This is a genomic window from Nocardia sp. NPDC004573, from assembly GCF_053602135.1.
The window spans coordinates 28,643-47,390 of record NZ_JBSGDA010000028.1; the positions used below are offsets into that span (position 1 = coordinate 28,643).

At 70.2% G+C, this 18,748-nt stretch carries 20 protein-coding genes and 1 pseudogene; 6 read left to right on the top strand and 15 right to left on the bottom strand.

The window, feature by feature from the left end:
- Positions 1-5: 5 nt before the first annotated feature.
- Both ACWEKR_RS30545 and galE read right to left on the bottom strand, forming a co-directional pair.
- Complete coding sequence (locus ACWEKR_RS30545; protein WP_452357396.1) at positions 6-599, bottom strand: hypothetical protein; 594 nt, start codon at positions 597-599, stop codon at positions 6-8.
- Between the two features lie 339 nt (positions 600-938).
- Positions 939-1,916, bottom strand: a complete 978-nt coding sequence (galE, locus tag ACWEKR_RS30550) for a UDP-glucose 4-epimerase GalE (RefSeq protein WP_452357397.1) — start codon at positions 1,914-1,916, stop codon at positions 939-941.
- 367 nt (positions 1,917-2,283) lie between these two features.
- On the opposite strand from galE, the gene ACWEKR_RS30555 reads away from it, so the two are divergent.
- Both ACWEKR_RS30555 and ACWEKR_RS30560 read left to right on the top strand, forming a co-directional pair.
- Positions 2,284-2,679: a hypothetical protein gene (locus ACWEKR_RS30555; protein ID WP_452357398.1), complete on the top strand. Its 396-nt coding sequence runs from the start codon at positions 2,284-2,286 to the stop codon at positions 2,677-2,679.
- Between the two features lie 22 nt (positions 2,680-2,701).
- Positions 2,702-3,502, top strand: a complete 801-nt coding sequence (locus tag ACWEKR_RS30560) for a PIG-L deacetylase family protein (RefSeq protein WP_452357399.1) — start codon at positions 2,702-2,704, stop codon at positions 3,500-3,502.
- A gap of 425 nt (positions 3,503-3,927) precedes the next feature.
- On the opposite strand, the gene ACWEKR_RS30565 is transcribed toward ACWEKR_RS30560, so the two are convergent.
- From ACWEKR_RS30565 to ACWEKR_RS30580, 4 genes and pseudogenes are all read right to left on the bottom strand, one after another.
- Positions 3,928-5,466: a sensor histidine kinase gene (locus ACWEKR_RS30565; protein ID WP_452357400.1), complete on the bottom strand. Its 1,539-nt coding sequence runs from the start codon at positions 5,464-5,466 to the stop codon at positions 3,928-3,930.
- Positions 5,463-6,027, bottom strand: a pseudogene (locus ACWEKR_RS30570) (response regulator transcription factor). Before ACWEKR_RS30570 ends, ACWEKR_RS30565 begins: the two are co-directional and overlap by 4 nt.
- Positions 6,028-6,441: 414 nt before the next feature.
- On the bottom strand, positions 6,442-6,624 hold the full coding sequence (locus ACWEKR_RS30575) for a hypothetical protein (RefSeq protein WP_452357401.1): 183 nt from the start codon (positions 6,622-6,624) through the stop codon (positions 6,442-6,444).
- A 103-nt stretch (positions 6,625-6,727) separates the two neighbouring features.
- Positions 6,728-7,147, bottom strand: a complete 420-nt coding sequence (locus ACWEKR_RS30580; RefSeq protein WP_195086602.1) for a nuclear transport factor 2 family protein — start codon at positions 7,145-7,147, stop codon at positions 6,728-6,730.
- A gap of 173 nt (positions 7,148-7,320) precedes the next feature.
- Between ACWEKR_RS30580 and ACWEKR_RS30585 the strand changes: the two genes are divergently transcribed.
- A complete protein-coding gene (locus ACWEKR_RS30585; RefSeq protein WP_452357402.1) occupies positions 7,321-8,103 on the top strand; it encodes an SDR family NAD(P)-dependent oxidoreductase in 783 nt (260 codons plus the stop codon).
- Between the two features lie 15 nt (positions 8,104-8,118).
- Entirely contained in the window at positions 8,119-8,604 is a 486-nt protein-coding gene (locus ACWEKR_RS30590) for an acetyl-CoA carboxylase biotin carboxyl carrier protein (protein ID WP_452357403.1), read from the top strand.
- Here ACWEKR_RS30590 and ACWEKR_RS30595 read toward each other — a convergent pair.
- Together ACWEKR_RS30595 and ACWEKR_RS30600 are read right to left on the bottom strand one after the other, a co-directional pair.
- A complete protein-coding gene (locus tag ACWEKR_RS30595; RefSeq protein ID WP_452357404.1) occupies positions 8,565-8,999 on the bottom strand; it encodes a lipocalin-like domain-containing protein in 435 nt (144 codons plus the stop codon). The two genes, ACWEKR_RS30590 and ACWEKR_RS30595, sit on opposite strands and share 40 nt — an antisense overlap.
- 17 nt (positions 9,000-9,016) lie before the next feature.
- Positions 9,017-9,511, bottom strand: a complete 495-nt coding sequence (locus tag ACWEKR_RS30600; RefSeq protein ID WP_452357405.1) for a luciferase domain-containing protein — start codon at positions 9,509-9,511, stop codon at positions 9,017-9,019.
- 103 nt (positions 9,512-9,614) lie between these two features.
- Here ACWEKR_RS30600 and ACWEKR_RS30605 point away from each other — a divergent pair, with 103 nt between their 5' ends.
- Positions 9,615-9,989, top strand: a complete 375-nt coding sequence (locus ACWEKR_RS30605; protein ID WP_452357406.1) for a winged helix-turn-helix transcriptional regulator — start codon at positions 9,615-9,617, stop codon at positions 9,987-9,989.
- Positions 9,990-10,011: 22 nt separating this feature from the next.
- On the opposite strand, the gene ACWEKR_RS30610 is transcribed toward ACWEKR_RS30605, so the two are convergent.
- The 7 genes from ACWEKR_RS30610 to ACWEKR_RS30640 form a co-directional block, all read right to left on the bottom strand.
- Positions 10,012-10,773 carry an alpha/beta fold hydrolase gene (locus ACWEKR_RS30610; RefSeq protein ID WP_452357407.1) on the bottom strand — a complete coding sequence of 254 codons (762 nt, stop codon included), beginning with the start codon at positions 10,771-10,773 and terminating at the stop codon, positions 10,012-10,014.
- A 2-nt stretch (positions 10,774-10,775) separates the two neighbouring features.
- Positions 10,776-12,035 carry an FAD-dependent oxidoreductase gene (locus ACWEKR_RS30615; protein ID WP_452357408.1) on the bottom strand — a complete coding sequence of 420 codons (1,260 nt, stop codon included), beginning with the start codon at positions 12,033-12,035 and terminating at the stop codon, positions 10,776-10,778.
- The gene (locus ACWEKR_RS30620) at positions 12,023-12,949 is read right to left on the bottom strand and encodes an MBL fold metallo-hydrolase (RefSeq protein WP_452357409.1); all 927 of its coding nucleotides are present in this window, start codon (positions 12,947-12,949) and stop codon (positions 12,023-12,025) included. The genes ACWEKR_RS30615 and ACWEKR_RS30620 overlap by 13 nt, the downstream gene beginning before the upstream one ends.
- Positions 12,946-13,884, bottom strand: a complete 939-nt coding sequence (locus ACWEKR_RS30625) for an aromatase/cyclase (RefSeq protein WP_452357410.1) — start codon at positions 13,882-13,884, stop codon at positions 12,946-12,948. Before ACWEKR_RS30625 ends, ACWEKR_RS30620 begins: the two co-directional genes overlap by 4 nt.
- Before the next feature lie 220 nt (positions 13,885-14,104).
- Entirely contained in the window at positions 14,105-14,359 is a 255-nt protein-coding gene (locus tag ACWEKR_RS30630; protein WP_228829894.1) for an acyl carrier protein, read from the bottom strand.
- Entirely contained in the window at positions 14,356-15,594 is a 1,239-nt protein-coding gene (locus ACWEKR_RS30635; RefSeq protein WP_452357411.1) for a ketosynthase chain-length factor, read from the bottom strand. The genes ACWEKR_RS30630 and ACWEKR_RS30635 overlap by 4 nt, the downstream gene beginning before the upstream one ends.
- Positions 15,591-16,859 carry a beta-ketoacyl-[acyl-carrier-protein] synthase family protein gene (locus tag ACWEKR_RS30640; protein WP_452357412.1) on the bottom strand — a complete coding sequence of 423 codons (1,269 nt, stop codon included), beginning with the start codon at positions 16,857-16,859 and terminating at the stop codon, positions 15,591-15,593. Before ACWEKR_RS30640 ends, ACWEKR_RS30635 begins: the two co-directional genes overlap by 4 nt.
- Before the next feature lie 198 nt (positions 16,860-17,057).
- On the opposite strand from ACWEKR_RS30640, the gene accA reads away from it, so the two are divergent.
- Positions 17,058-18,746, top strand: coding sequence for an acetyl-CoA carboxylase carboxyl transferase subunit alpha (accA, locus tag ACWEKR_RS30645; protein WP_452357461.1), 1,689 nt, complete (start codon positions 17,058-17,060; stop codon positions 18,744-18,746).
- Positions 18,747-18,748 lie beyond the last annotated feature (2 nt).

The window sequence follows — 18,748 nt, forward strand, 5'->3', positions numbered from 1 at the left end:
GCGGCTCACCCGAGTCGCCGGTCCCTGACGAGCACTGCGTCGGCGACCGACTCGAAGGCCTGCACCACGTTCTCCAATTCGTCGCCGAGATCACGCATCCCGGCGACCGCCATGAAGTCCTCGGTGTCGAAGTACCACCGCGCGAACAGGCGGCGGAAAGCGTCGTCGGCGTCCTCCGCCAATCGCTGGATCTCGGCTCGATACCGCTGCGCTTCGCGGAAATTCAGCGGGGCGGTCAGCGACCGGGCCGTATGCTGCCCGCATTCTTCGACGATGGCGATCACCTCGGTGAGTTCGTCCACGAGCGCCGTCGTGTGGTGCAGGCTCGCGCGCTCGGCCGCCGTCCGCAGGTGGGCGACGACGCTGTGCAACGCCGGGCCGAGCGCGCACCGGCCCGCCGCCTCCGGCGCGCCGTGCAGTTCGCACCCGAATTCGTCGCTGCGCTCGGCGAGCGCAGCGAGCCGCGCGTGCACCGCCGCCGGGTCGGCGGAATCCCGGGGCAGCATGCCGAATATCGCCGCGGCTTGCCCGACCGTGCCCGCCGCAGACCGGAAACAGTCGTGCGAGTCCTCCCCGATCAACGGTTGCGACGACGCCACAAGTACTCCTGTCGGTGGGTGATTCCACAGCCGCGGCCGGCGCCGCGACACAGATGATTCGAAGAGCGCGGCGCCGCGGATGAAACCTCGTGGATCCACCCGAGCGCGAGCTTCCGAATCCCCCTCGGGCGCGCTTGAATTGATATGTCGAGGATCTGCCACGCCCGAGGAAAGGGGCCTGTCATGGGCACCGTCGAAATCGCGATCACCATCGGCCGCATCGTGGACACGCTGCAGAAGGCGCTGATTCTGCTCATTCTCTGATCGACTCGTGAATCCGGGCGTCCCGGCCAAGGGCGCCCGGAGATCACCGAATACGGCGAATCGTTCCTCGGTCGATCAGTCGCCGGACACCGACCGGTGGAATTCCCATGCGTCGGAGACGATGTCGGCCAAGTCCGGGCGCTGCGGCTTCCAGCCGAGTCTGCTGCCCGCCTTGCCGCTCGCGGCCACGCAGACGGCCGGATCGCCTGGCCTGCGCGGGCCGTAGTGCACCGGGAAGTCACGTCCGGTGACTTCCCGCACGGTATCGAGCACCTGCCGGTTGGAGTAACCGCTGCCGTTGCCGAGGTTGTACACCTCGTATTCGCCGGGGCGGATGGCTTCCAGCGCCAGCAGGTGCGCGGCGGCGAGGTCGGCCACATGCACGTAGTCCCGGATGCAGGTGCCGTCCGGAGTCTGATAGTCGGTGCCGTAGAGGGTGAACGAAGCGCGCTGCCCGGCAGCGGCTTGCAGCAGGATCGGAATCAGGTGCGACTCCGGGTCGTGACGTTCGCCCAGCCGCGCGCCGTGCGCTACGACGGCGCCGGAGGCGTTGAAGTAACGCAGCGACGCGGCGCCGAGATCGCTCGCGCCGCACTCGCCCGCGATCATCATGTCCACGGTAGCCTTGCTCGCCGCGTACGGGTTGGCCGGACGCACTTCGGCGTTCTCGTCGAAGGGTGTGCTTCCGTCGCCGGTGTACATCGATCCGGTGCTGGAGAAGATCAGTCGCGGGGTGCCAGCGGCGCGAATGGCGCGCAGCAGTGCGAGGGAGCCTTCGATGTTGTCGCACCAGTACTTCTCCGGGTTCGCGACCGATTCGGCGACTTCGATCTTGGCGGCGAAGTGCAGCACGCCGTCGAAGCCGGAGCCGGGCGTGAGCACGTCGGCGACCCGATGGATCGAGAGTTGGTGGAACACCGCGCGCGGCGGGAGGTTCGCCGGGAAACCGGTGGACAGGTCGTCGAGAATCTCTACCTCATGGCCCGCGTCGACGAGTTGGTGCGCGACGACGCTGCCGATGTAGCCGGCGCCGCCGGTGACGAGAAGCTTCACGGATGTCCTTCCCTGGTGGTGGGTCGCGGAGGACCTCTGGCCGGTCCGCCGCGAGCGCGCCGACGGCCGAGGTCTTGTCTCGACCACTCTCGCATCCGGACCTTGCCCGCGCCTTCATCGGCGCTGTGCCTCCGCTGCGCACACCGATTCGGTCGCCAGGAGTTTCCCAGCGGGATATCGGCCTGGCTCGAGATCTCGCGTCGAGGATCGTTTCCCGCGGTCGAGGTTCGGCCGAGGGCCCGAGGGGACCGGCCAGTGGATTCCGCTGCCCTGAGTCTCTCCCGCCCGGTTTCCCGGGCCCACCGCTGTCAGGTCGATTACCTCGCAGGTAATCGACCTGAGCGGCGTTGTGGGCGAGGCTCGGGGCATGGCGACGAACAATATGCGGCACACCCGCTCCCCCCTGGCCGGTGCGCTGCGCGGCCTGGCGCTCGGACGGGTCGCGCTGGGGTCGGCCGCCGTCCTGGCCCCGCGAACGTTGAGCAAAAGGTTGGGTGTGCGCCCCACACCCGAACTCGAGTACATGACCCGGATCTTCGGCGCGCGGGCGATCGCGCTCGGCCTCGGATACCTGACCGCGCCGGCCGAGGAGCTGCCGCGCTGGCAGCGCCTGGCGTTGCTGGTGGACATCCTGGACACCGCACACGGCGGGGTGCGGATCCTGCGCAGTGACGTTCCGCGGCCGACCGCCATCGCGCTGGTCGCTCTGACCGGCAGCTACATGCTCGTCGGCGCGACTCGCCTGGCCGCGGACCTGTGGTGAAAGTCTTTGGCACACTGGTGCGATGGCGACCGTTGTGGCATTCCACGCCCACCCCGACGACGAGACGCTGCTGACCGGCGGGACGCTGGCCGAGCTGTCGGCCGCCGGGCATCGGACCGTGATCGCGGTGGCCACCGACGGCCATATGGCCGACCTGGACGGCCGCAAACCGTTGCGGCTCAGCGAGCTGGAGGCGAGCGCCGCCGCGCTCGGCGTGCACCGGGTGGTGCACCTCGGTTACGCCGACAGCGGGCACGGCGCGGTGCTGTACGCCGACCCGCCGGACCGGATGCGGTTCGCCCGTGCGGACCCGGAGGAGGCGGCGCGGAGATTGGCCGCGATCCTGCGTACGGAGCGCGCCGAGATTCTGCTCAGCTACGACCGCAACGGCGGGTACGGGCACCGCGACCACGTCCGCGTGCACGAAGTGGGCAAGCGCGCGGCCGAACTCGCCGGCGTGTCACGCGTTCTGGCTGCGACCCTGCCGCGCGAGGGCTATACGCGCCTGATCGATCTGTCGCGGCGGTTGCGGGTCCCCCTGAACTACGACCCGTCGGTCCTCGACTCGCTGTACAGCCCACGCTCGGCGATCACGCACCGCATCGACGTCGGCGCACAGGCCGCGCGACGGAAGACCGCACTGGCGGCACACCGCTCGATCATCGAGGGCTCCAGCCGCTTCGCCACTATCGCGAAGCTGCTCCTGCGCATGCCCACCCCGCTTCTCGCCCGGGTGATGCGCTGGGAATGGTATGCCGAAGAAGGCGCCACTTCCGGACCGGCGGTCCCGCTCGACGACATCTTCCGGCCCGCGTCCCGTTGAGCGGTTCCGCCGCTGGGTCGGCGATGGTCGTGTCGCGACCCGTTCTCCTCGCATGGAGAGTTCACTCGGCACAGACGCTCCGCGCCGTGTCGCCGCCGAGGCCCAGCGACGAAGTGCCACACGGGCGGCTCCAGCCGGGTGGTGCCGCACGCCGGTATGGCCGGGCCGACGGTCTCCGTACCGGTTCGCGCGGAACAGCCGACCGGGCGCGACGTTGTCGTCCGTAATCGGAGGTCCGCGTTGCGGGTCTCCTCGAAACGCCTTCTCCGCCGATGTGGGCTCGCCGTGGGATGCCCGCCCCTGAGCATCATGACGCGATCGCGGTTGCCGTAGAACGCCGACAGCACGACCGGGTCTGCCGGGCGTACTCGGCGCGATCGCGATGCCGTAAGGCCCGGCGGCGGAAGGCGGCCCGGATATACCGGCTACCCGGATGGCGTTCGGTCGACCCGGGTCTGCGGATCGGCGGGCTCGCGCGGCAACACCACGGTGAAGGTCGCCCCACCGCCGGGTTCGCTGTCCACCGACACCCGTCCGCCGTGGGCGGTGACCAGCGCTTGGACGATGGACAGGCCGAGGCCGGTACCGCCGCTGGTCCGGGTGCGGGAGGCATCCGCGCGATAGAAGCGTTCGAACACCCGGGCGGCGGCCTCGGGTGACAGGCCCGGTCCCGCGTCGATCACATCGATGCGGACGCGATCGGGCGCGGGTGTGAGTCGCACGCTGATCGCCGCTTCGCGCGGGGTGTGGGTGAGGGCGTTGCCGAGCAGATTGCCCAGCACCTGGCGCAGGCGGGCCTCGTCGCCGACGACGTCCATGGTGCCCGAGCCGTCGCCCATTACCAGCGTGATCGGCCGGTCCGGCGCGTCGGGTGCGGGTTTCTGGCGGGCGGCGATGGCCCGGGCGTTGTGCACGGCGTCACCGGCGAGCGCGAGCAGGTCGACGGGTCTGCGCTCCAGCGGACGCTTCTCGTCAAGTCGCGCCAGCAGCAGTAGGTCTTCGACCAGCAGGCCCATCCGCTCGGCCTCGGCCTCGATCCGGCCCACCACCATGCCCGCGTCGGTGCTGGCGCCCTGCCGGTACAGCTCGGCGAACCCGCGGATGGTGGTCAACGGCGTGCGCAGCTCGTGGCTGGCATCGGCGACGAAGCGGCGCATCCGCGCCTCCGAGCGGCGAGCCGCCTCCTCCGAGGCCTCGGTCGCCGCGACGCCGTGCTGGATCTGCGCGAGCATCTCGTTCAGCGACCGCGCCAGATGGTCGACCTCGGTGTCGACGCCGCGCACCGGAACCCGGCGGTGCAGGTCGCCGCCCGCGATCGCCGCGGCGGTCTGCTCCACCTCGCGCAGCGGTCGCAGACTGCGCCGGATCACCAGGTAGCCGACGGCGCCAAGGGCCAGCAGCGCCGCTGCTCCGGTGCCGATCTCGAAGAAGATCAGCCGCGAGACCGTCTCCTGGTTGTCGGTCAGCGGCAGGCCGACGGTGGTGGAACCGTACTGGTTGGTCGTCGTCAGAACGCGCCAGCGCACCGAGGAACCGTCCGAGGAATCCACCGTGCGCGGGGTGTGCGCGTTCGCGCCGTCGAGCTCCGGGGTTCCGGCCGCGCTGTTGGCGCCGGGTAGGTCTTGATACACCTGCCCGTCGGCTCCTGTGCGCAGTTCGAAGAACCGGCGCGGCTGCTCGCCCGGCGACCGCGGTATGGGCGCGGCCGGAAAATCGGCCGGAATCCATTGCGTGCGGCCGTCCCCGGTCGTCACCTGACGCATCGGCCGCGGCTGTGCCCAGGACCGGGCCGCGTCGTAGAGCTGCTCGTCGGTGCGTTGGGTCAGCGACCGGCTCAGCGCCGAGGTCACCGCCGCGCCCGACGCGAACAGCGCCGCGGTCGTCAGCAGCAGCAGTACGATCACCAGCCCCACCCGCAGTGGGACCGCCGAGATCCGGCGCGCGAGTTTCTCCCGTACGCTCACGCCCGGCTCGCCTGGGGTTCACGCAGCACGTACCCCACGCCGCGCAGCGTGTGCAGCAGTTTCGGTTCGGTGGTGTCGACCTTGCGCCGCAGATACGACACGTACGATTCGACGACGCCCGCGTCGCCGCCGAAGTCGTAGCGCCACACGTGGTCGAGGATCTTCGGCTTGCTCAGCACCTTGCCCGCGTTGACCATGAAGTACCGCAGCAGGGTGAACTCGGTCGGCGACAGCGACACCGGCACACCCGCCTTCCACACCTCGTGGCTGTCGTCGTCGAGCATCAGATCACCGACCGTCATCCGGTTGACGCCCACCTCGGCGGACTGTCTTCCGCTGCGACGCAAGATGACTCGCAGGCGCGCGATGACCTCCGGGCATCATCACGTCCACGATCAGCGCGTCCGGCCGGAAGCCCCGCACCCGGTCCAGCGCCTCGCTTCCGCTGAGCGCGGTAGCCACCTCGAAGCCCTGGAACCGCAGGCTGACGGCGAGCAGCTCGATGATCATGGGTTCGTCGTCCACGATGAGGACGCGGGCTTCAGGTGCGGTACCGGTCATGCACCCATGGTGTCGCTGCGAGCCCTGAGCAATCTGCGAGCAAGCTGGACGTTTCCTGTGAACGTGGCGACCATCGCGTGTGCTGCGGCCCGTGCAGTGCGGCTTGCTGCTGCCGCTTCCACCCATGATGCGCAACCGGCTACGCAGGCCGAGCGGAGTGGTCCGTCTGAACGGCTCGGTCACAGACCGAACGGCAATCCCCCGGCGGACGTCGGTGCTCGACGTCAGGGCGGGCCACAGCGGAGCGTCGATCGGTATCGGCATCGCAGGCGATGCCCGGACAGTGGCCGTGTGCCGACGTTTCTGCAACCGGCCTTGCCGAGCGGTCGTGGTCGGTGACGCCGTGCGGTCCTCGAACCCGCGGACGCGATATCGCCGCGTCGCGGGACGCGGCGATATCGCGGACTGGATCGGTCAGCTGATCGGGCCAGTCGCGGCGAGCAGCGCGAGCAATGCCGGGCGCGCCCACCGCGGTTGGGACGACGGCCCGAAGAACACGCGATCCGCCTGGGATCGCCGGGAGGCCGGGGCGCGATGGGCGCCGACGGATCTCGCGACGGCCTCCACGCCCGGCGGGACGGTCGTAATCGACGCCATGGATGTTCGCCTTCCTTTTCGTGTGAACCTTTTCTCGAAGGCTAGGAAGGCCGGCTGCCCGCAACCTGGGGCAAAGCTGGGAGTGCGCTGTGCGGGGGTCGGCTCAGTCGTGGACGACGCGCCGCGAGCGGGTCAGCAACGCGCCGTCGGCGCGGACGAGCACGTCGTGCACGACGCAGCTCGGCGCGATCTCCGGCTTGCTGTTCGGGCGGATCTTCACCACCAGGCAGTAGGCGGTGGACACGATGGTCCCGTCGTCCTGCGGTTGCAAGTTGATCATGTTGAACCAGTGCCTGCGCTGCATCGGGTCGGTCTCGAAACGCTTGTGGAACTCGACCAGGTCGGCGATGATTCCAGCCCTGGTGCGGGCGGGCGGGATGCCGGGGGTGTGCTCGAACTCCGCGTCTTCGGTGAAAGTCGCGGCGTAACCGGGAATGTCGCGGCTGTCCAAGCGCTGCATCTGCTCGGCGTAGAACTGCTGGACCTCGGCGTACAACTCGGTGCGGCTGGCGACGGTGGTCATGGTTGCTCCTGTGGTCGCGGCGGGGCTCGATCGCACGCCAGGTTGACCGACGCCACTAGAGCCTCGGTCGAGCCGATGCCCGCGACCGGCGGTTGACCGGATCTATAGGACGCGGGTCGACCCTGGTGGTCGAGAAGGCCGGCGAGTTCGGAAGTTCGACCGATGGAGGAGTCATGGCGGAGAATCGGCGCGTCGCGCTGGTCACCGGAGCGACCAGTGGAATGGGCCTGGAGATCACCAAAAGCCTTGCGGCTCAGGGCATCACGGTGTTCCTGTGCGCTCGTGATCAGCAGCGGGTGACCGACACGGTGAAAAGCCTGCAGGACGACGGTCACGAGGTGGACGGCACGGTCTGCGACGTCGCCGACGCCGCGCAGGTGCGCGATTACGTCGACGCGGGTGTACGGCGCTACGGCCCGATCGACATCCTGATCAACAACGCGGGCCGCAGCGGCGGCGGCGTCACCGCGCAGGTGCCCGACGACCTGTGGTTCGACGTGATCAACACCAACCTCAACAGCGTGTTCCTGATGACGAAGGCGGTGCTGAACGCGGGCGGCATGCTGGAACGCGGCAGTGGCCGCATCGTCAACATCGCCTCCACCGGCGGCAAACAGGGCGTGGTGCACGGCGCTCCGTACTCCGCGTCCAAGCACGGCGTGGTGGGTTTCACCAAGGCGCTCGGCCTCGAACTGGCCAAGACGGGGATCACCGTGAACGCCGTCTGCCCCGGATTCGTGGAGACGCCGATGGCCGAGCGGGTCCGTGAGGTGTATTCGGGGCTCTGGGGCGTGGACACCGACGAGGTGCACGCCAGGGTCAGCGCGCGGGTGCCCATCGGCCGTTACGTGCAGCCGTTCGAGGTGGCGGCGATGGTCGACTACCTGATCGGCCCCGGGGCCGGGGCGGTCACCGCACAGGCGCTGAATGTCTGTGGCGGACTGGGCAATTACTGACGAGGAGATACGGCGATGACCGCAGTAGAGGAGAATGCCCCCGCCACCGGGCACGAGGACTATCTCCGGGTGCTGGAGGCGATCCAGACCGGTGCGCTGCAATTGCTCGCGGGGTTCCCGCAGCAGCCGAGCGCGTTGCGCTTCCAGGTGGGGGAGGTGACCGTCGAGGCCGAGTGGCAGGCAGCCGCTCCGGTCACGGTCGCGACCGCTCCGGTGGAGGCCGTTGCGGGGGAAGCCGGTGCCGCGGCGGAGGCTCCGCCGCTCGGCGCCGTCGTGCGCGCGCCCAGCGTCGGCGTGTTCTATCGGTGCCCCGAGCCGGGCGCGGACCCGTTCGTGGAGGTAGGTGACCGGGTGAGCGCCGGGCAGCAGGTCGGCATCGTCGAGGCGATGAAGCTGATGATCCCGGTGACCGCCCAGGCGGGCGTGATCACCGGGATTCTCAAAGAGGACGGTGAGCCGGTTCAGTTCGATGAACCGCTGTTCTCGTATTCCCCGGAATGACCGTTGGGTTCGGGCGGGCGGCTGCGGCGCCAGGTGAGTACCCGGCGTTGCGTCCGCCCGCCGACCTGTGCGGCGCCGATCAGCGTCAGCACGTCTCCGTCCAGCGACATCCGCCGCACCTGCTCGGTCTGCGCCCACGCCGGGTTGGAGCACACGCTGATCGCGTGCACCACCTGCGCGCCGGCCAACCGCCAGGTGCCCGCGTAACCCATGAACGGGTTGGCTCCCGCGGCGCCATCCGTGCGCATCATGCTCACCGACATGTAGCCGTGCGCGCCGTAGATCAGCAGGCCGCGCGGGGCGTCGCCGAGCGGGCCCTGGCTGGTGCCGTTGCGCTCGTCGAGGTCGTAGTAGGACACCAGTTCCCAGGTACCCACGAGATCGCTTGCGTTCATGGCGGCCGCCGCTCTGATCATGCTGTAGCCGGTTGCCGGGCGAACCGGTGACTGACCCGCACCAGTCGCCAGACGACGTCCAGCTCCGCGTGATCGCGCGGCCCGTAGATCATTACCAGCGTCCCGGGCAGATATCCCTGCCGAGCCATCGGATGCGGTTCCGCCCAGCCCTGCCGGACCGCCTCGGCGACAACGTCTTTCGGCAGGCACATGTGCAGACTGCCGTCGCCGCGCCCGTGCAGGTGGGCGAATTCGGTGCCGACGAGGTACGCCTCGGCGGGCCCATGGGCGATCGTCGGCCGTAGGTGCAGGGCGCGGGTGTCGGGCACAGACACCCCGCTGCGACCGGGCAGGACGCCGTCGAGCGTGGTCATCCGCGACCACAGTTCCTCTTGCAGCTCGGGTGGCGCGGTCTGGCTGAGCTGCTGGTGCGGATTGTGTTCCCGGGTGCGCGGCCGGTCGCCGGAGCGAGGCGGCAGGTCCAGGCGCCCGTCCGGTGTTGTCGTCGTCATGACTGTGCTCCCTTCGGATTTCGCGTTCTAGCGACCCCTGGAGACACATTACTTTCCAAAGTATAGTAGTAACCAAGGGGAAAGTGACTCACCGGGAGGACCTATGACCACCGTGCCGGAGACGCCCGTAGATCCCTGTCCGATCACACCGGTCATCGACCTGGTGTTCGGCCGCTGGTCCACCCAGGTGCTCTGGGTGCTCACCCACGACGGCCGGCTTCGCTTCACCGAACTGCAACAGCGCATCCCCGGCCTGACGCCCAAGGTTCTCACCCAGCGCCTGCGCCAGCTCGAACGCGATGGCTTGGTCGCGCGCACCTACCACCCCGAGGTGCCGCCCCGGGTCGAATACGAGGCGACCGCGCTGGCCAGGACGCTGACGCCGGTGTTCGGCAGCATCGTGGACTGGTCCGCCGAACACCTCGGCGAGGTTCTCGCGGCCCGCGCCGCCTACGACGCGGGGGAGCGCGCGAGCTGATCCAGGGCGACGGGACCCGAGGTCATCGGGCGGATGCCGGATGCGACGCCGACGTGAGCAGGCATCCGGCCAGTTCGCGCGGCATCGTGATCATGCAGTCGTGCCCGGTGGGGAGCACATGGAGGCGGTCGGCGGGCAGGTCCGCGGGCGGCAGGGTGCGCGGCATGGCCGCGCGCATCGCCTTGAAGGCCTCGCCGCCTTCGCTGCAGTGCACGTGCGTCACCGGGATCGCGTTCAGAGCTTCCGGATTCCTCAATCGCAGGGGCTGCTGGAAGGTCTGCAGCGATTGCGGCGTCTGCATGGACGCCAGCCAGCTGAGATCGGGTTCCTCGGTGACGCCGTACAGTCCGCCGTCGCCGGTCGGTTCGGTTTGCGGCGGCACCCGCCAGCCGTCGCCGGTGGCGGCCGCCGCGGCGGCGAACGCCTCGACCATGCCCGGCATGATGTCGGCCACCGCCTCACCGTCGCGCGGCACGAAGGTGTCGAGATAGACGAGCCCGGCGACGCGCTGCGGCACGGCGTCGGCCACAGCGGTGACGACGATGCTCGCGTAGCTGTGGCCCACCAGGACGATGTCGGTCAGGTCTTCGGCGGTGACCAGGTCGATCAAGTCCTGGACGTGGGTGTCGAGGCCCACGTCGGCGGTCAGCAGATGCGCGCGGTCGCCGAGGCCGACCAGCGAAGGAGCCAGGACGCGGTGGCCCGCGTCTTCCAGCAGCGGGGTCACCCGCTGCCAGACCCAGCCGCCGTGGAAGGCGCCGTGGATGAGCAGGTAGGTCGACACGATCAGTTCTCCCTGAGTTTCGTCAGTGCCGTGCCGGTTTCGCTCGGCGCGGCGGGCGGCACGGTTTCGGGGCGGATGCCGAGGCCGATCACCCGGGCGACCAGGCGCGGCAGGCGCGGGAAACGGCGGAGCAGCTGGACCAGCAGCGGTTTGTCGGTTCCGGGGCGTCCCGCGCTGGGGTAGAGGTCGGCCAGCAGGCGCAACTGCGCGAATTGCACCACGCGCATGGGGAATTCGCGGCGACGTTGGATGGTGCGCAGCTGGGCCGTGGTCGGCGTCGCGCCGGCGGTGAGGATCGGCGCGAGCAGCCGGGCCGTCGCTATCGCGTCCTGTACCGCCAGATTGATCCCCACCCCGCCCGCCGGGGACATCGCGTGCGCCGCGTCCCCGATCGCCACCAGCCCCGGCCGGTACCAGCGGCGCAGCCGGTCCACCCGGACGTCGAGCGGCTTCACGTCGTCCCAGTCCAGGATCTCCCTCTCCAGATACGGCGCGAGCACGGGATAGATGGCGGCCAGATCCGCGCGGAACCGTGCGGGCCCCGCAGCCCGGATCGTCGCGAAGCCGCCCTTCGGGATCATGTACGCGACCTGGAGGTAGTCGCCGCGGTCGATGCAGACGATGAAGAACCCCTTCCCACTGCGCACGGTGGGCAGCCGTTCGCCCTCCGGCTTGCCGACCCGGAACCAGAGCACGTCCATCGGCGCCGCGCCGGCGGCGACCTCGAGCAGCCCCGACCGGCGCACGATCGAATGCCGCCCGTCGGCCGCGATCACCAGGTCGGCGGTGACCTCCAGCGGTCCGCCCGCCGTCGTGGCGCGGACGCCGGTCACCGTGCCGTCGCGCTGGACCAGCTCGGTGACCTCGGCTTCCTGCACCAGCCGGAAGCCTGGGTAGCGGCGACCCGCCTCGGCCAGGAAGTTCAGCACATCCCATTGCGGCATGAACGCCACGAACGGGAAGGGTCCCGGCAGGGCACTGAAATCGGCGAACACCACCGGACCGGTCGCGGTCGCCATCGGCAGTTGCGGCAGTTCGACGTGCGGCAGCGCGAGGAACTCCTCGGCCAGACCGAGTTCTTTCATCGCCAGCAGCGTCGAGGTGTGCACGGTGTCGCCGCGGAAATCCCGCAGAAAGTCGGGGTGCTTCTCCAGCACGAGCACCTCCACGCCGGAGCGGGCCAGCAGCAGACCCGTCATCAGCCCGGCGGGGCCGCCGCCGATCACGCAGACCCGCACCGATTCGGTCCTCACGCCAGGCATGTCGGCACCTGCCCGCCGTTGTAGACCACCATCTCGTCGAAGATCGCCAGCACATTCAACGGCTCCCCGAGCGGGCCGCCGGACAGTTCCGCGTCCGCGCGATAGAGATTGCCCACCAGCCGCTCCTGGTCGACGAGCTCGGCGAATTCGCCGTGGTCGGCCTCCAGCGCGATCGCCAGCGGTGTCAGCCCGAGCGTGCGTCCCTCCGCGGCCAGCTCCTGCACCCAGCGCAGGTACCGCAGCGTCTGGTCGAAGATCTCCGGCCCGGTGACCGGGCCGTGCCCGGCGACCACCGTCTCCGCGCCCAGCGCGGCCAGCCGCCGGACCGCGGTGATCGAACCGCTGACCGAACCCATCAGGCAGAACGGCGCCGCGCCCGCCATCACCAGGTCACCGGCGAACAGCACGCGTTCCTCGGGCAGCCACGCCACCACGTCGTTGGTGGTGTGCGCTGCGGTCCCGAAGTGGATGAGCTCCACTCGGCGCTCGCCCCGGTGCAGGGTCAGGTGGTAGCTGAACGTGATGTTCGGCAGCGTGACCCGCGCGTCGCCCCATTCCACGTTCGGCCACAGCTTGGTCAGCGCCAGGCCGGTCTCGATCATCTCGGGCCGGATCCGGTCGTGGCCGACGACGACGGCGGCCGGTCCGAACAGGTGATTGCCGAAATTGTGGTCGCCGTGATGATGGGTGTTCACGATGGTGCGGGCCGGTCCGGTACCGAGTCCGTCGACGAACTCGACGAGGGCGCGGGTGCGTCCCTCGGTCGCCAGCGTGTCGATGACCACCGCGCCGCCCGGCGTGGTCAGCACCCCGGCGTTGCTGACGCACCAGCCGCCGCGGCTGTGCGTGTAGGCGTAGACGCCGTCGGCGATCTCCTGAATGCGTGGCGCCGCGGCCGTCTCGGTGGCGGTCATGTCGGCGACTTCGTCGTGGCGGCGTAGCGCTCGGCGCACCGCAGCGTGTTGCGGCTGTTGCTGGACAGCGCGTCGGTCAAGTAGGCGCGGGCGTCGGCGAGATCGGTGTTCTGGCCGAGGATCTCGCGCGCGGCGGCGGGATTGATCGCGACCGTGTGCCGTGCGGTCACCGCCGCGCCGTCGGGTCCGTCCGCGAACTCCCACCCACCGCTGTGGCCGAATAGTATCGCGGGCGGCACCAGTTGCTTGTAATCGATCCGCTCGCCCGGAAAGCACACCCGGATCGACTTGGTGGTGTGCGGAATCCCGCCCGCGGTCACCGTGTCCATCTCCATCAGCTGCACGCCCTCGGCGTCCTCGGTGAGTTCGATGCGGCCGACGTGCGGTACCTGCTCGGGCCAGCGTTCGCTGTGGTAGACGAAGTCGTACGCCTCGGCGGCCGAGCAGTTCAGCGTCACCGTGTCCGCGAAGGTGTGGATCACCTCGTCCACCGCGTGGCCGAGTTCTGCGATGCGGGCCAGCGCGGCGAGCTCGGTTTCGCTGTTGCGGTCCACCGCTGCCGCGACCTGCTCGGGATCGACCCCGTCCACCACCGTGAAGTGGTGATCGAGGGTGACTTCGGTGCCGGCCGGGCCGATCGCACGGAACGACCAGGCGCCGCCCATCGACGCGATCGGCGCCTGGCTGCGCTCCTGCTCGAAGACGATGCGGCGCTGCCCGGCGTCCAGCACCCGCCGCGACGTCCAGTTCTTCACCGCGCCACCGACGGTCGCCCACAGCCGGAAGCGCTCCTCGTCCGGCCCGCGGTGCAGGTGGCGCACCAGCACGCTCGGCTCGAAGATCACCGGCCATCTGGTCACGTCGGCGACCAGGTCGTAGACGACCTCGGGCGCGGCTTGCACCACTTTCGTATGGGTCATCACTTCGCCGCTCATGCTCTGTCCTTTCCGGCATGAGCGGGGCCCTGCGTGGTTACGCTGCGCTGCCGCCTGCGGCCCTGACCGCTCATGCTGTATCCGATTCCGGCATGAGCGGGGCCCTGCGTGGTCACGCTGCGCTGCCGCCTCCGGCCCTGACCGCTCATGCTGTATCCGATTCCGGCATGAGCGGGGCCCTGCGTGGTCACGCTGCGCTGCCGCCTCCGGCCCTGACCGCTCATGCCGCACCTTGCAGTTGGGTGTTGACGATGTCGACCAGCTCTTGCGGCGTCTTCACTTCGACGAGCTGTTCCTCCGGGATGGTGACGCCGAAGTCGCGCTGGATGCGCGCGGCGGTTTCGATGAGCGCGAGCGAGTCATAGCCCAGCTCCTCGAATTCCACGGCGGAGATGTCGCCGTCGAGTTCGGCGAGGTCCTCGCCGCCCGCGCAGTCCACGAGAATCCGGCGTAGTTCGGTGATGGTCATGGTCATGATTCGCTCCTCGGCAGATCTCGGTCGGATACGGCGCGCACGACGACCGCGGAGTTGAAACCCCAGCGCCCGCGTGCCAGGACGAGCGCGCCGCCCACGGTGGCGGTGCGCGGGGCGCCGAGGACCAGGTCGATCCGGTAGTCCTCGGCGAGCGCGGTGGTGCCTGCGGTCGGCGGGAGCACCGAGTCGCGCATCGCCAGCAGCGCGGTGACGACGTCGAGCGGGCCCGCGCCGGAGAACAGCCGTCCGGTCAGCGGTTTCGACGCGGTGACCGGAACCCCGCCGGGCCCGAACAGCGCCTCGATGGCGGCGGCCTCGTCGCGGTCGCGGTCGGGGATGCCGGAGGCGTCGGCGAACACCACATCGATGTCAGCCGGTGTCATCCCGGCGTCGGCCAGCGCCAGTTCGGCGGCGCGGCGCAGGCCCGAGGGCCGGCCGGAACTCGGCGGCGGGTCGAAAGTGGAGGCGTAGCCGGCGATCTCGCCGTGCACCTTGGGCACACCGCGGGCCCGCGCGGCGGCGGCGTCCTCGACGACCAGCATCGCACCGCCCTCACCCGGCACGTATCCCGCCGCGGCGGCGTCGAACGGCAGATAGGCGCGGTCGGGGTCGGTCGCGGTGCTCACCCCGCCGCTGGACAGATGCGAGGCCCAACCCCACGGGTCCAGCGCCGAGTCGACGCCTCCGGTCACCACCAGCGGTGTCCCGCGCCGCACGGTGCGCCGCGCGTGGCCGATCGCGTCCAATCCGCCCGCCTGCTCGGCGACCAAGGCGCTGCTCGGACCGCGCATGCCGTGCCGGATGGAGATCTGGCCGGTGTTGACCGCGTAGAACCACGCGAAGGACTCGTACACACTGACGTGCTCGGAGCCGAGCGACCACAGCTTGTTGAACTCCCGATGGGTGAATTCGAAACCGCCGGAGGCGTTTCCGGTCACCACGCCCATGTCGTAGTCGGTCAGCGTGGTGGTGTCGACCTTGGCGTCGTCCAGCGCCCACTGCGCGGCGACCAGCGCCATCCGCGTGGAGATGTCCGTCTGCGGCAGCAGCCGGCTCGGCAGGTGTTCACCGGCGTCGAAATCGGTCACCTGGCCGGCCAGGCGGGCCGCCGAGCGGGCGGCGTCGAACCGGGTGAGCGGCGCGATCCCGCCGCGTCCGGCCAGCACGGCATCCCAGAAACGCTCCACGCCCAGACCGTTCGGCGCGAGCACTCCCATTCCGGTCACGAGGATCATGCCGCCACCGCCTCCGCCTTGCGCAGCACCATCGCGCTCTGGAAGCCGCCGAACCCGCTGCCCACGGTGAGCACGGTGTCCATCCGGTGGTCGCGGGCGACCAGCGGCACGTAGTCCAGATCGCATTCGGGGTCGGGTTCGTGCAGGTTCGCCGTCGGCGGCACCACCTGGTATTCCAGTGCCAGCAGCGAGGCGGCGATCTCGACCGAGCCGATCGCGCCGAGCGAGTGACCCACCATCGACTTGATCGAACTCATCGGCGTGGCGTAGGCGTGCGCGCCGAGACTGCGCTTCACCGCGGCGGTTTCGTGCCGGTCGTTCTGCCTCGTCCCGGAGCCGTGCGCGTTGATGTAGTCCACGCCCGTCGGGTCGATCCTGGATTCGTCGAGCGCCACCCGGATCGCCTCGGCCATCTCACGGCCGTCCGCTTTGAGCCCCGTCATGTGATAGGCGTTGCACCGGGTCGCGTATCCGGTGATCTCGGCGTAGATGTGCGCACCGCGCTTGCGCGCGCTCGCGTACTCCTCCAGCACGAACATCGCGGCGCCCTCGGCGAGCACGAACCCGTTGCGCGAGTTGTCGAACGGCCGCGAGGCGACCTCCGCCTCGTCGTTGCGCGGCGTCGTCGCCTTGATCGCGTCGAAGCAGGCCACCACGATCGGTGTGATGGGCGTGTCCGACGCCCCCGCCACCATGACGTCGGCGGAACCCTCGCGGATCAGCTGCACCGCGTGGCCCACCGAGTCCAGACCCGACGTGCAGCCGTTGGAGACCATCGCCACGGGTCCCTCGGCGCCCACGCTCCACGCCACTTCCGCGGGCATCACGCTGGGGATCATGTAGTCGAACATGTGCGGGGAGAGATAGGTCTCGTCGACCAGCCAGTTCTTCCCGGAGTCCGACAGCACCAAGTACTCGCGCTCCAGGCTGGTGGCCGCCGCGACCGCACTGCCGAGGCTCACGCCGAGCCGGTGCGGATCGACCGCCGCGAGGTCGATTCCGCTGTCGGCCACCGCCTCGCGCGCGCAGACCACGGCGAACTGCACCGCCCGGTCCATGCGTCGAATCTCCCTCGGGGACAGCCCCTCGCGCGCTGGATCGAAGTCCGCCTCGCCGGCCACCTGGGATCGGTAGGGCGAGGCGTCGAAGAACGAGATCCGCCGCGTCGCGGTGCGGCCCTCGGACAGCAGCTTCCAGAACTCGTCTTTGCCCGACCCGCCCGGCGCGCGGACGCCGAGCCCGGTGACGACAACGCGGCGGCTCATCGCGGACCACCGGATGCATTGGTGTTCATGGCGTTCTCCCTTCGATGGTGCGATCGAGCATCGGGGACGGCCCTCGAACCTCGCTCGAGCGAGCGGGTCGAGCTGTTCTCGAGCGGCGCGGCGCAGGCTGACGCTGTGATCGCCCGGCCGGCGCCGTCCGGATCGATCACCCGTTCCCGAGCACAGGAGACACGCGTGATGAAGTCAGCACACGGCCAGGACGGCGCCGCCGACTGGGTGCTCTGCCCGGCCTGCCTGATCCCGCTGTACGGCAAGCGGTTCGCCCGCGATCTCGGTGTCTGTGGCGAGTGCGGCAGGCACACCCCGATCACCGCGCGGCAGCGCATCGAGCAGCTCGCCGACGACGGACGCTTCGAGCCGCTGCCGATCGCCGCCACCGACGACGACCCGCTGACCTTCACCGACACCAAGTCCTATCCGGACCGGCTGGCGGCCGCCCGCGCCCGCACCGGCATGCACGACGCGGTGCTGTGCGCGCAGGCCGCGATCGAGGGCAGGCCGGTGCTGATCGCCGCCATGGACTTCCGTTTCCTGGGCGGCAGCCTCGGCACCGCGGTGGGCGAGATGATCACCACCGCCGCCGAGACCGCCCTGTCGCGGCGTCTCCCGCTGATCGTCGTCACCGCGTCGGGCGGCGCGCGGATGCAGGAGGGCCCGCTGTCGCTGATGCAGATGGCCAAGACCAGCGCGGCCCTGGAGCAACTGGACCGGGCGGGCATTCTCACCGTCAGCCTGATCACCGATCCCACCTACGGCGGGGTGGCGGCCTCTTTCGCCACCCTCGCCGACGTGCTGATCGCCGAGCCGGGCGCGCGCCTCGGCTTCGCCGGGCGCAGGGTGATCGAGCAGACCATTCGCCAGCAATTGCCGCCGAAGTTCCAGACCGCCGAATTCTTGCTGGAACGCGGGCTCATCGACATGATCGTGCCCCGCGCGGGCCTGCGCCAGGCACTCGGCGCGCTGCTGCGGGCCGCGGGCCCGATCGATCCCGCGGCGACGTTCGTCCCCGCGGACGCCGGCGCGATCACCGATCCGGCCCGCATCCCCGCGACCGATCCCTGGACGCAGGTGCGCCGTGCCCGCTCTCCGCAGCGGCCGACCGCGCTCGACTACTTCGCCCTCGCCTTCGACGAGTTCCGCGAACTGCGCGGCGACCGTGTCTCGGGCGACTGCGCCGCGGTGGTGGGCGGGACGGCGTGGCTGGGCGGGCGCCCGGTGATGGTGATCGGCCATCAGAAGGGCCACGAGCCGAAGGAACTGATGGAACGCAACTTCGGCATGCCGACCCCGGCCGGCTATCGCAAGGCGGCACGGCTCATGCGGCTGGCCGAGAAGCTCGGGTTGCCGATCGTCACCTTGATCGACACGCCCGGCGCGTACCCGGGCGCGACCGCCGAAGAGCAAGGGCAGGCGATCGTCATCGCGGAGAACATCCGGTTGATGTCCGCGCTGCGGGTGCCGGTGATCAGCGTGGTGATCGGCGAGGGCGGCAGCGGCGGGGCTCTGGCACTCGGCGTAGCCAACCGGGTGCTCATGTTCGCCAACGGCACCTACTCGGTGATCAGCCCGGAGGGCTGCGCGGCGATCGTCTGGAACGACCCGGCCGCCGCGCCCGAGGCCGCCGCCGCGCTGGCGCTGACCGCGCGGGACCTGCTGCGTCTCGGAGTGGTCGACGCGGTGCTGCCCGAGCCGGGCGACGACGTGGGCGCCGCACCGATGGCCGCGGCCGAGCAGCTGCGCCGCGCCCTGGCCGCGACGCTCGCCGAGCTCGCCGAGCGCGGCGGCGTGGAGCTGGCCGAGGAGCGCCGCGCCCGTTTCCGGCGCTTCGGCGCGCGGCAGCAGGTCCTGGTCCGGTCGGTCGCGTGAGG